The sequence below is a fragment of the Pseudomonas sp. FW305-70 genome (assembly GCF_058783925.1).
Genome location: NZ_JBYSYZ010000036.1, coordinates 38,273 through 50,729, shown reverse-complemented (window position 1 = coordinate 50,729; position 12,457 = coordinate 38,273). Strand labels below are relative to the sequence as shown.

Annotated in this window: 11 protein-coding genes; 9 read left to right on the top strand and 2 right to left on the bottom strand. The window is 55.4% G+C overall.

Translation table 11 applies throughout. The annotated features are described in order from the left end of the window. The first annotated feature begins 145 nt into the window (after positions 1 to 145). The 5 genes from msrA (at position 146) to AC3WN7_RS22340 (ending at position 6,500) form a co-directional block, all read left to right on the top strand. Entirely contained in the window at positions 146 to 652 is a 507-nt protein-coding gene (gene msrA / locus AC3WN7_RS22360; RefSeq protein ID WP_007973026.1) for a peptide-methionine (S)-S-oxide reductase MsrA, read from the top strand. 539 nt (positions 653 to 1,191) lie between these two features. Next, positions 1,192 to 2,592 carry a GABA permease gene (gabP, locus tag AC3WN7_RS22355; RefSeq protein ID WP_095967185.1) on the top strand — a complete coding sequence of 467 codons (1,401 nt, stop codon included), beginning with the start codon at positions 1,192 to 1,194 and terminating at the stop codon, positions 2,590 to 2,592. Between the two features lie 99 nt (positions 2,593 to 2,691). Next, positions 2,692 to 3,813, top strand: a complete 1,122-nt coding sequence (gene gbdR, locus AC3WN7_RS22350; protein WP_102674950.1) for a choline metabolism transcriptional regulator GbdR — start codon at positions 2,692 to 2,694, stop codon at positions 3,811 to 3,813. A 468-nt stretch (positions 3,814 to 4,281) separates the two neighbouring features. Next, entirely contained in the window at positions 4,282 to 5,478 is a 1,197-nt protein-coding gene (acmB, locus tag AC3WN7_RS22345) for a methyl acetate hydrolase AcmB (RefSeq protein WP_095967186.1), read from the top strand. Between the two features lie 98 nt (positions 5,479 to 5,576). Beyond that, entirely contained in the window at positions 5,577 to 6,500 is a 924-nt protein-coding gene (locus tag AC3WN7_RS22340; RefSeq protein ID WP_095967187.1) for a transporter, read from the top strand. An 80-nt stretch (positions 6,501 to 6,580) separates the two neighbouring features. On the opposite strand, the gene AC3WN7_RS22335 is transcribed toward AC3WN7_RS22340, so the two are convergent. Next, positions 6,581 to 7,609, bottom strand: a complete 1,029-nt coding sequence (locus AC3WN7_RS22335; RefSeq protein ID WP_095967188.1) for an AraC family transcriptional regulator — start codon at positions 7,607 to 7,609, stop codon at positions 6,581 to 6,583. A gap of 303 nt (positions 7,610 to 7,912) precedes the next feature. After that, positions 7,913 to 9,238 (bottom strand): sigma-54 interaction domain-containing protein, encoded by a 1,326-nt coding sequence (locus AC3WN7_RS22330; RefSeq protein ID WP_095967189.1) that lies wholly within the window; start codon positions 9,236 to 9,238, stop codon positions 7,913 to 7,915. 271 nt (positions 9,239 to 9,509) lie between these two features. Between AC3WN7_RS22330 and AC3WN7_RS22325 the strand changes: the two genes are divergently transcribed. From AC3WN7_RS22325 to AC3WN7_RS22310, 4 genes are all read left to right on the top strand, one after another. Continuing rightward, positions 9,510 to 10,370, top strand: coding sequence for an OST-HTH/LOTUS domain-containing protein (locus AC3WN7_RS22325; protein WP_102674940.1), 861 nt, complete (start codon positions 9,510 to 9,512; stop codon positions 10,368 to 10,370). A 411-nt stretch (positions 10,371 to 10,781) separates the two neighbouring features. Next, a complete protein-coding gene (locus AC3WN7_RS22320) occupies positions 10,782 to 10,943 on the top strand; it encodes a hypothetical protein (protein ID WP_158247845.1) in 162 nt (53 codons plus the stop codon). Positions 10,944 to 11,077: 134 nt separating this feature from the next. Continuing rightward, the gene (locus tag AC3WN7_RS22315) at positions 11,078 to 11,455 is read left to right on the top strand and encodes a c-type cytochrome (RefSeq protein WP_207258417.1); all 378 of its coding nucleotides are present in this window, start codon (positions 11,078 to 11,080) and stop codon (positions 11,453 to 11,455) included. Between the two features lie 378 nt (positions 11,456 to 11,833). Continuing rightward, the gene (locus AC3WN7_RS22310) at positions 11,834 to 12,403 is read left to right on the top strand and encodes a hypothetical protein (protein ID WP_015094646.1); all 570 of its coding nucleotides are present in this window, start codon (positions 11,834 to 11,836) and stop codon (positions 12,401 to 12,403) included. The last annotated feature ends 54 nt before the right edge of the window (positions 12,404 to 12,457 follow it).

Here is a 12,457-nt window from a genome sequence, read left to right as displayed (position 1 = left end):
ACTGTGCCACGCTTTGCCCATACCCGAATGTCTTCAAGCCGCCAGGAGCGGTCATTCCAGTCCTGTTTGCGCGAAACCTTGGAATTGGCCAACACGCCCTCATAACAGTGGCTATACACAACGTCCCCGAGAGGAAGGACAGACCATGACCAGACAAACCGAAACTGCCATTCTCGCCGGCGGCTGCTTCTGGGGCATGCAGGATCTGCTGCGGCGCTATCCTGGTGTGCTGCACACGCGGGTCGGTTATACCGGCGGCGATGTGCCGAATGCCACCTATCGCAACCATGGCAACCACGCCGAAGCCATCGAGATCGTCTTCGACCCTGCCGTGATCAGCTACCGGCAGATCCTTGAGTTCTTCTTCCAGATACACGACCCCAGCACGCCCAACCGTCAGGGTAATGACCAGGGCCCCAGCTATCGTTCGGCGATCTATTACCTCAATGAACAGCAACGCGACATTGCCGAGGACACTGCTGCCGATGTCGATGCTTCACACCTATGGCCTGGCCGAGTAGTCACCGAAATAGAACCGGCCGGGCCTTTTTGGGAAGCGGAACCAGAGCACCAGGATTACCTCGAACGCATACCGAATGGCTACACATGCCACTTCATCCGCCCGAACTGGAAGCTCCCCAAGCGCGCCTGAACGTCGAGTTTATGAGGCGCAGAGGAGACCGATTCTGACCGCTAGCTGCCTTTCGCGAAGGGCAGCTCTGGATTGATGGATGTCTCCTCTCGGCAAAATTTTCGGGCGCTGTGGACACTATCGAGCCATTAGACACAAAGCGTCCCCTCTATTTGTCGTCCCTGCCTTGCGGTCGCAACCTGATAATCGTGGCGCATCTCCGTCCAGCCGCACCGAGTCCCCCGACCTTATTAAAAGCCCCCTCAATGAACCGGGATGATCACCCTTGGCCGCGTAGTGACTCGTTGGTTTTCATCGTGAACACAATGACTTCCCGTGTCGATATCAGACACGGATGTGGCGTGATCAGATAACTGAATCATCGGACAGGCCGGGTAAGGTGGCGCACCTTTTCATCGAAACGACCACGTCACGATGATGGGCTTGATAAGAACTGCAGCGTTTGAAGGGTGCTTCTTTCCGGAAGCCCGGAAGGCAGCAACGATGATCTGTTGCCCTAACCATCCGCTTAAATGTCGATCGGCAGAGAAAAAAAACCAATGATTAGCCCGAGCTCCAAGGATTCGAGTGGCCAATTGGCGCAGGGCTTCAAGCCTCGTCACGTAACAATGCTGTCAATCGCCGGTATTATCGGCGCCGGTTTATTCGTTGGCTCAGGACACGCCATTGCGGCGGCCGGCCCGGCGGTCCTGCTGGCCTATCTATTCTCTGGCCTGCTCGTCGTCCTGGTCATGCGCATGCTCGGTGAAATGGCAGTGGCCAACCCGGACACCGGCTCTTTCTCCACCTATGCCGACCAGGCCATCGGCCGTTGGGCCGGCTTCACCGTCGGTTGGCTCTACTGGTGGTTCTGGGTGCTGGTGATCCCTATCGAAGCGCTGGCCGCCGGTCATGTATTGAACCAGTGGTTTCCCCAGATCGATGCCTGGCTGTTCGCCCTGGTGTCGATCATTGCACTGGTGGTGACCAACCTGTTCAGCGTGTCCAAGTACGGCGAATTCGAGTTCTGGTTCGCCATGGCCAAGGTCGTGGCGATCATCGGTTTCATCGGCGTAGGTTTTGCCGTGTTGATGGGCTGGGTTCCCGATCGGGAAGTCAGCGGATTGAGCGGCCTGATGGCCGCGCACGGCGGGTTTGCTCCAAACGGGCTGTCGGCGGTAGTCGGCGCCTTCATCACCATCATGTTCAGTTTCATCGGTACCGAAGCGGTCACCATCGCCGCCGCCGAATCCGACAACCCCTCGCAGAACATTGCCAAGGCCACCCGTTCGGTGATCTGGCGCATCGGGGTGTTTTACCTGCTGTCGATTTTCGTGGTCATCTCCGTGGTGCCCTGGAATGACCCGCTGTTGGCTTCGGTAGGCTCCTACCAGCGGGCCCTGGAAATCATGAACATTCCCCACGCCAAGTTCATGGTGGACGTGGTGGTGCTGATCGCCGTGGCCAGTTGCATGAACTCCTCGATCTACATTGCCTCGCGCATGCTGTACTCGCTGGGCCGTCGCGGTGATGCGCCGAAGGCGCTGAAGGCGACCTCCTCCGAAGGCGTGCCGCGGGCAGCCGTCATCGCCAGCACCGTGTTGGGCGCGGCGATCACCGTGTGGAGCTACTTCATGCCCGCCGGGTTGTTCGAGTTCCTGCTGGCCAGTTCCGGCGCGATTGCCCTGGTGGTGTACCTGGCCATTGCAGTGTCGCAGCTGCGCATGCGCCGGATGTTGCGTCGGCAGAACGTCGAGCTGACCTTTCGCATGTGGCTGTTTCCCTGGCTCACCTGGTTGGTGATCCTGTTCATCTGCGCGGCGCTGGCGGTGATGATGGCCTCCCCTGATCACCGTACCGAAGTGAGCACGACCATTGGCCTGGCGCTGGCGATTTCCTTTATCGGCCTGGTGACATCGCGTCACCCCGCGCAGGCTGCAAGCGTGACGTCGGCGGGATAAACCAGCGAGGTCGTTGCGCCGAACCTGATACCCCCTTCGCCAGGACAGGGGGTATTACCCGCTCCTGTGTCACAGGCCGTCATCGCTTTTTGTGAGGACATGACCACGATGTCATCGAACTCCACCGTGTCCGACGGGAAGACCCAATCCGTCGGTTTTCTGCTGCTGGACAAATTCACACTCATTTCCCTGGCGTCGGCAGTAGAACCACTGCGCATGGCCAATCAGTTGTCGGGGCGAGAACTGTATCGCTGGCATACGTTCAGCCCCGGTGGAGAGCCGGTCTGGGCCAGTGACGGCGTGCAGATCACTCCGGATGCTTCGTGGAACAACCCATTGGTGGCGGACACTGTAATCGTGTGCGGCGGTATTGGAATCCAGAGCGTGATTACCCGCGAGCACATTACCTGGCTGCAAGCCTTGGCGCGTCAATCCAGGCGGCTGGGAGGCGTGTGCACCGGTAGCTGGGCGCTCGCAAAAGCCGGGCTGCTCGACGGCTACGAGTGCAGTGTGCATTGGGAGTTTCTGGCCGCCATGCAGGAAGCTTTCCCGCGAGTCAGCATCAGCGCGAGCCTGTTCACCCTCGACCAGAACCGCTTTACAAGCTCCGGCGGAACGGCCCCCATGGACATGATGCTGCACCTGATCGGTCGCGATCATGGTCGTGAATTATCCGCAGCCATCTCCGAGATGTTTGTTTACGAGCGCATACGCAACGAACAGGATCATCAGCGCGTTCCACTCAGACATATGCTCGGAACTCATCAGCCCAAACTGCAAGAGATCGTCGCGTTGATGGAGGCCAATCTCGAAGAACCGATCGACCTCGATAACCTTGCAGAATACGTTGACCTGTCACGTCGACAGCTGGAGCGGCTGTTTCAGAAATACCTTCACTGTACGCCGTCACGCTACTACATGAGGTTACGTCTTGTTCGAGCGCGACAACTGCTCAAGCAAACATCATTGTCGATCATTGAGCTGGCGTATGTATGCGGTTTCGTGTCGACACCCCATTTTTCCAAATGCTATCGCGAGTACTTTGGTGTTCCACCCAGTGAGGAGCGTTCCGGCTCTGAAACGAGTCGCAAACTGGCAACGCTTGCGACTACACAGCCGTCATTGACCAAACCGCTGACAGCGCTCGACCAGGCGCGAAACGAATCGACCTTTGCCAGTGTTCGAATGATGGATCGTTCCGGTTTGGCAGAGTCGTACTGATCGGCCGCCCCGGCCGCATCTTCCGTAGTGCATGAGCTTACTCAATAAGATCACGCAGCAGATTTGACGTGCACATGGGTGTTCCACCCAAAATCCAGGTCGGTGAAACATGGGTTTCTTGGCGATCCTGCACCTCTATGGCCCGACCAAGGGCTTCTTCGACAAGACGTGGAAACCTCGCCCCGTAAGTAACCGCTTCCAAGTCGCCCCGTGCGGCGTACCAAATCGCCCGCCAGCGAGCACTCAAATCTGGCCTCAGTCGCTTACACAGCACCCATCTGCGCGGTACTTGAATAAGTGCCTGACTCCGACATCCTCTGCCGGCAGCCGACAAACACTCTGATTCTATTTTCGTACTCTCCACTGGCCCGACGCTCATCCCTTGACGTCGGCCCAGTCAGTCCTACCACTGCCCTGCCATAGGCTCTAGCCGAGCGGACTATAGGTTGGGTTTAAGGAGAATAAAAAATGAATCCAGGTCTTACATCATCACTCAACCACTTGCTCGATACCGTCACGGCTGGACAGCAACGCGTCCCAGGCGTAGTCGCAGCAATAACCGGGCGCGACGGTTTGCTCTACGAGGGTGCATCGGGACAACGAATGTCCGGTCAAGCAGGTGCAATGACGACCGACAGTGTTTTCGCCATGTATTCCACGACGAAAGCGATAACCGCCACAGCAGTGCTGCAGTTGGTCGAAGAAGGTCGACTCGACCTCGATGCGCCTGCCAGGACCTATGTACCGATGATCGGCGAACTGAAGGTGCTCGAAGGGTTTGATAGCGACGGCACCCCACGGCTTCGCGCTCCCAAAAATCACATTACAACCCGAATGCTTCTGCTTCACACGGCAGGCTTTGGTTATGAGTTTTTCAACGAAAACTACAACAGACTGGTTCAGGAACAAGGACAACCCAGCGTCATCGGCGGGTCGCTGGCAGCACTGAAAACACCCTTGCTGTTTGAGCCCGGCGAACAGTGGGAATACGGCTCCAGTATGGATTGGGCCGGCCTGGTGGTGGAGGCCATTACTGGCAAACGTCTGGGTGACGTTATGCGACAGCGTATTTTCGAGCCACTGGGCATGACCGATACCGCGTTTACCATGACCCCGTCGATGCTCCAGCGACGGGCTGGCATGCATCAGCGGGAAGAGGATGGATCGCTGACGGCAATCGAGGACTCCATTGTTTCGCAGGAGCCCGAAGTGCACATGGGCGGTCATGGCCTGTTTTCGACTGTGAAGGATTATTGCCTGTTTATCCGTGCCTGGCTTAACGATGGGCAGGGTGATCACGGAAGGATTCTGAAACCGGAAACGATTCGCTTCGCTGAAAAAAATGGCCTTGAAAATCTGAAAGTCAAAGCCCTTCCCGGCGTTATTCCAAGCATCTCTAACACCGCGGAGTTTTTCCCGGGCATGCCCAAGTCATGGGCGTTGAGTTTCATGATCAACGAACAAGACGCCCCCACCGGCCGACCTGCGGGCTCTTTGGCGTGGGCCGGATTGGCCAACCTTTACTATTGGATCGACCGCAAGAACGGCATCGGTGGTTTTTGGGCCACCCAGATATTGCCCTTCGCAGACCCTGTTTCGGTCAATGCGTATCTGGATTTCGAAACGGCGGCCTACCGCCATCTGATCCACCAAGCCAGTAGCTGATTCGCCTTAAGTCCTATGAGAGCCCGCCACGGGCTCCAGGCGATGGTGCAAAAAACTGTTCCCTCTCTGAAAACCAACAAAAACAAAAACGGTGACTCATGGAGCTCTCCATACGTACTCCTGCGCGCGTTCGATCCTTGGTATGCGCGTTTGACACTTCAATGTTTGGTGCCGGCCTTGCGATGGCCATGCTGGCGGGCAACGCCCAGGCCGTCGATGTGGATGCCGGCGAATACGCTGCTGCGCTGCCAGCCGGCAGCAACATCGGCTTGCTTTACCTGCAACATGCGCAGCGGCGCTCGCTTTACAGTGATGGCCACAAGGTTGCGGTCAAAGCGGGGCTCGACTCGGATATCGGCATACTGCGAGTCGCAAATTACCAACAACTGGGTGACTACACCGTCAATTCGCAGTTCCTGTTGCCCTTCGGTCGCCTGGAAGGTACACGCGATAACGACTCGTTGGGACAAACCAGTGGCGTGGGTGATCTGATCCTGGCGTCTACCCTGTGGCTGGTGAATGACCCGGCAAAAAACCGTTACTGGGGTATTGCTCCCTACCTGTACGTGCCGACCGGTAACTATGACCGAAACGATGCACTCAACCTTGGCGAAAACCGTTGGAAGCTGATATTGCAAACGGGTTATGTGACCGGTCTGACTGAAAAACTGTCCCTGGACCTCACCGCTGATGTGACCTTGTTTGGCAAAAATGACGACTTCTCGAGTCAAGGTCTGACATTGCGCCAGAAGCCGCAATGGCAAGCCCAGACCTACCTGAGGTACGCCGTGACACCCAAGCTGTCGGTGCATGTCGGTGCGTCTCAACTCTGGGGTGGTGAGACACGCCTTGACGGACAGGATCAGAACGATGAACCCGACACCAGTAAGTTCCGTGTCGGGGGATCATACTGGTTGACCCCTGCCTTCCAGGCCTTGGTCAATTACGGCCAGGACGTCTCGGTCGACAACGGTTTCAAGGAAAAGCAGCGGGTTAACCTACGGCTGTTGTGGGTGTTCTGATCCGCAGCAAATGACTGGATTCCTGGGCACCGAGAGCGGCTTCGACACAGCTCTCGGTGCCCTTGTCCTTCGTCAAATCGCTAGCGCAGCCGGCGCCGCAAGGTTTGGGAGGGTAACTCGCTGAAACGCTTGCGATAGCACCCCGCAAATTCACCCAGATTCAAATATCCCCAGCGAAAGGCGACAGACGAAACGGTCGTGCCCGACTCCGGATCCGTCGCCAATAAATCGCGCCGCGCCCCCTGCAATCGCTGCTCGCGCAAGAATGCACCGGGCGTCATACCGCGAAATCGTGAGAAGGCACCACTCAATGCCCGCACACTGGTCCCGACCGCACTGGCAACCTCTGCCATCGTCGGCAGGCTCGCGGCATTGGCACTCATGAACTCTTCGGCAGCCCTGACGTAACGGGGTGCAATCCGATTCATGGGACTACTGAAGTCAAACCCGGCTTGCGCGGCGCGGCCAGCCCACTCTTGCAGCAGATGAACGCAAAGACTTTGCTCCAGGTGAGCCCCCATACGCCCTTTAGCCATGTGTTCGGGTGCCTCCGCCACACAACGAACCGTGTACTCCAGCAGACTTAGCCAGCTCGAACCAACGCCGCCAATGACGCACTTGTGTCTCCAGAACTGATCATCGGGCACGAACCCAAACCACTGCTGTGCCATCTGCTCCAAAAGCCCATGAGGAATGGTCAGATTCAGCTGCAAGTGATCCGGGTCAAGGTCGATCCGGTAATCGACACGACTGCAATCGGCGATGAAGGATCCTCCCACAGCCGTATCTTCAGTGACAGAACGCTGCACCCAGTGCCGGGCATTGCCGCGAATGGTCGTGAGCAAAAGTGCATTCCCGGCTTCTGGCGAAAAATCATCGACGCACACCGCCACGCCATAGGCAAAACGACTCAGCGTCAACTCGCCAATCCTGGACGAATGCATGGTTGCGTGGGGCTTGATTGCATGCCCTTTTGGGGACACACGATAGGGCATATAAACGCGGCTCGACCAGTCGCTGATTTCATCCCATTCGGTTGAATAACTTTTATGGTGCTGGCGTATCGGCATGCCACTGGCATCGATTAACAACGCATGGTCGAGAAGCATAGAGACACCTGTTTTTATTTTTTTAGGTTCGGGTAAATACGCAGCGGTGATCTTGGCGTTACCAAACACACTCGACCATTCCGAGAAGCTGAGGTTGGTGGCCTCGCAGTCGTTTGTCAGGAGTGGTCATGATTATGCAGTTAGCACACGCCATACCAAGAGGGGATATCTTGTTTTTATCTTTTTATAACAACTACTTAAATAGCAGCCTGCCAAGGCGCGGGATGCCTTGGCAGGTTAATACGCTGCCAGGATGGCAGTCACTGGCAGTCACTGGCAGTCGTGCAGCGTGAACGCCAGATACTAGACCAAACCTTGTACTTTCAGTCGTCTGTACAAAGTACGCTCGCTGATACCCAGGTGCTTGGCAAGCTCACTGCGGGTACCTATAAAAGTAGCAAGTGCCTGTTCCAGCGTGCTGCCATCGAAAGGATTGGAAGTAGAGGCCTGCGCGGCCATCACGACGGATGCCTGAGGTAAATGTATGGAGCGGATCACACCATCGTCAGCAAACAGGCTCGCTCTTTCTAGAACATTGCGTAGTTCACGGATGTTGCCCGGCCAGGCAAAACACTGCAATTGCATCAGAGCATCAGCTTCTATCGTCATCCGGCGCTTGCCGGTACTGGCACGCTGTAGAAATGAGTTCACCAGCAAACCAATGTCTTCAACTCGGTTGCGCAAGGGTGGTAACTGAATTGGAAAAGCGCTGATGCGGTAGTACAGGTCCTGCCTGAACTCACCTTTCTCCATCATTTTTTCCAGTGGTTTGTGGGTCGCAGCAATTAACCTGAAGTTAGCATGAAGGGTCTCAACACTGCCGACACGGCGATAAGTGCCCGACTCAATCAGGCGCAAGAGTTTTACCTGCATTGCCAGCGGAACATCGCCAATCTCATCGAGAAACAACGTGCCGCCTTGGGCCGTTTCAACCAAGCCAGGCTTACGTGCGGTGGCACCGGTGAATGCTCCCTTTTCATGGCCGAATAGTTCGCTCTCAAATAACGTTTCGGTCAAACCAGAACAATCAACGACTACAAAGGGTCCAGTGGCCCGCTCACTGGTTTCATGTACGGCGCGGGCGAACAGTTCTTTGCCCGTGCCGGATTCGCCTAGCAGCAGTACCGGCAGCATTGATGGTGCCACCCGCTGCAGCTCCGACAGGGCAAGGTTAAAGGCTGGTGAATGGCCAACCAACCCTTCGTTGCTGGGTCGCGCCGATGCGCCGCGAACCAGTGTGAGACGCTCCACATAGGCGGTAATAACACCGTGCTCGTCTAGAATCGGGCGCAATTCGACGTCGACATGCTCTGGACCACGAGGCGTATGGTGAATGTGCAAAACACGATCCGGTCCGCGCATTTCCTGCGCCTTTTTCATCGGACAGTTCTCCCCCGCCTGATCACAAGGTACATCGTAATGGTGTGAAACCTGATAACACTTATGGCCGATAAAGGGTTTGTCAGCGCTGCCGAACTGCCGCTGATAGGCGGTGTTGGCAGCCAGGATGTTGTAGTCCGGATCGAGCACGATCATCGGATGTGGTTCGTGCTCAAGAAACGAAACAAGTGACTGCACTTGATCCGGGTGCAAGAGTGCGTTGGTTGGGGTGGGCAGGATAGTCTTCATAGTGGTTCCTAAGAATCCATCCATCCTGTTGTGGCATCGCCACTTCTGTCAACAAGCACTGCCAATGGCAGTGACTGGTCAGGTGCAATGCAAATGGGTGGTCAAGTAGGGTGTAATTTCCCAACCAAACACCTCAGATACGAAAGCACCTTCCGATACCTGGGAATCGAGGTTGAAAGCATCCGATTTACGCGTTGCAAGCCCTCCTGGCGGGGCAAACGTATTGAAGTGAATCGCTCCAGCCCTACCACTTATGCCTGAGTCGTTAATCATGGATGAAGTCACTGACATGCCCTCGGATGATGTACCTGACCTTCAACCTATAGTGCAGCGCAAGCTGGGGCGCTGCCTGTTGCGCTTGCAACAATACGAACGGCAGCTGAAAGCCCTTGTCGCACATGGCGAGCTGAGCGGTCCTGCGGATCGGCTGTCTATCATCCGTGAGCAGAAGGTCGCATGTGCCCAGAAAAAAACCATGGGCACGTTGATGGGGATGTTGACCGAAAGCTTTCTGACCCAGTCGCCCCAAAATGAAGAATCACAGACGCAAGCCGAAGCCGGTGACCAGATCTGGTTCAGCTATCGACACCAGTTGGAAATGTCAGGCGAGCGCTATGAGGCAACGAAGGCCGCTCTCAAGGAGCTCGTTGACCTGCGCAATGAACTGGTCCACCACTTCATTGAGCGTTTCGATCTCTGGACTGAATCAGGCTGCCAGGCGGCGGATGGTTTTCTGGAGGACAGCTACGAAACCATCAATCGGCATTGTCTGAATCTGCAATCCTGGGCCAAACACATGAGTGAGGCACGAGATAAACTGGCTTCGTTTATGCAGAGCCAAGCATTTGAAGATGTGTTCGACGGTATCCGGGTGGATGGCTCAGTCGATTGGCCCGGCAGTGGGATATGCAGCTGTTTACGTGAAGCGGAAACCAAGCTTGCCGAAAGTGGCTGGACTCGACTGGAAGCAGCCATCCGCTGGATTGGTGATACCTATCCAGAGCAGATGCCCAAGCGCTACGGTTGCAGCAGCTGGAGGCATGTCCTGCACGAATCACGGCAGTTCGAAATACGAAAATCCCAACCTGATAATGAACGTACTGCCGTCTGGTATCGCAGCAAGGTCAGTTGAATGGGAAGCTGCATCGCCCCTCCTCTTGTAAGCGCGCTGACTGACTGCTGCTGGCCGATTGTGTTGAAAAAGTCGGCCATGGTTTCCACGGCAGAAAAGTACGCGCTTGAGATTGAAATCTTTACTTTAAGCAGAGGATTCCGGGCTCAGATTTCGCGTAGCTACGCGCAAAAAAGGCATTTTCAGCAGTCAGTACGCGGGCAGTCTGGAAGGACCGACTTTTTCAACACAATCGGCCGCTTTCTGCTTGTCGCGAGGGGCTGCTCCACAGTCAAAAGCCGTCACTGGGATGCGCCAGGAAAACGAGTTGATTCAACGGGAATGTGTGTATGCCGACACGATGGCTGATATCTTTCCCGCGCACCTGATCGCGTCCAATCGACGCTGATCCCATCAAGGAAGATGAAAACAATGAAAACAGTGCTCGGCGCCCTGCCCTTTATCTGCCTGAAACTACAGGCATTCGCTGGCGACAACCCCATCGGCTTCCCGGCCTCGACGTTGCCAGACAAGCAAAATGACCGCCCGCTCGAGTTGGCCCTCTGGCACCTGAATACAACAACTGCCCGCTGACAACCTGATCAGTGTGTTTCGCCAGTCGACCTCTCGTGGGCGCGAGCACATTGCTGATGAACTGAGTGTTGCAATGGCAACTCCGGGGTTTGCCCTCGATTCAGATCTGATTTAAACAACAAGGCCACATAAAAATGAAAATATTATTCATCGTCACGCTCGGAATTTTATCGCTAGTTCAAACATCACTGTCCTTCGCGGATAATGTTAACGGGAAAAATCTCTACTCACAGAGATGTATCATGTGCCACGGAACAGATCTCAAAGGAACAGGGCCACTGGCTAATAAAAGCAATCCCCCAACACCTGACCTTACAACCTCCATTTTCAAAAAACGATTAAATGATTATCCGGGCGTTATTGTGTCATCGATAATACTTCGTCCAAATGGAGACTTGATCCCAAGAACTTTGCAAGAGAATGGTGTAAAGCTATCGCCATTCTCCTGGAGGATTAAGGATCTGCGCGATATAAATCAATACATGAGTGGTGTGATTTCAAAAAGTCGATGATGTTGGAATGAGAGGTGGGCACAGAAACTCAAGAGCCACTTCAAACTTGAGGGCTTGTGGGGCAATGCCAGTGAGCCCCTCGACCTCTCGCGGTCGCATAGCTGATGACCAATCTCTGATTAATACAAGTTCGGGCGGCGCTTCGCATCCAGCAGTCGTGACAGACAAATAGCGGCCAGGAGCGGCCTTTCTCGCTCAGAATCGAACACCTGTACCTGCACATATCCGACTGGATCCAATCGGCATGTACTGGCAAGCGCAAAAAATGCTGACTAGAGGGTATTGAAACTTGTTGTTACAAGCAGGAATACGTATCATTAATATTCAAAATCAGGACGCAGGGAGAGCATTGTCCATACAATAAGGTCAAAAAAAATAATGCTGAAAATGCTCCTCGTGTACGTTCATCTGCTCGCCAGCTGTATTGCCCTCGGCAGGGTATTGCTAGCCGATCACAAGCTTTGGAGTTGGCGCAAGGAAGCGCTGGATCAGGCGAAGCTTGAGTATCTGGAAGAAACCAGGAAAATCGCCACCCTCGCGTTACTGGCCCTTTGGGGCAGTGGTCTGCTGTTGGTCCTTCAGGGGTACCTCCTCGAGGGTACTGCGTACTTGCTCAACCAGAAGCTCTGGGCCAAGGTGGCGGTTGTCGCACTGCTGACTCTGAACGGAGGTCTGTTGCATCGCGTCGGCTTCCCGTTGTTGCAAAAAGCCCCCTTCGTCTTGTTACCGGGCTCCGACCGCGGTCGCCTTGCACTCTTGGGGGCGTTCTCCATGAGTGGCTGGCTGTTCGCCGCTTTCCTGGGGGTGGCTCGAGCCTGGAATCATGTCATGCCATGCTTGCATGTGATGGGGGTTTTCACGGCATTCGCATTGCTGGCTTGTGCCGTGGCGCTTGTGGTCGCCAGCACGGCGGGCACGATACGTGGTGAGGAGCCTACGGTTTCATAGTGGGTGAAACACAAACTCAAGCGCGGATAGCATGAGACCTCCCTCGGCACAGGA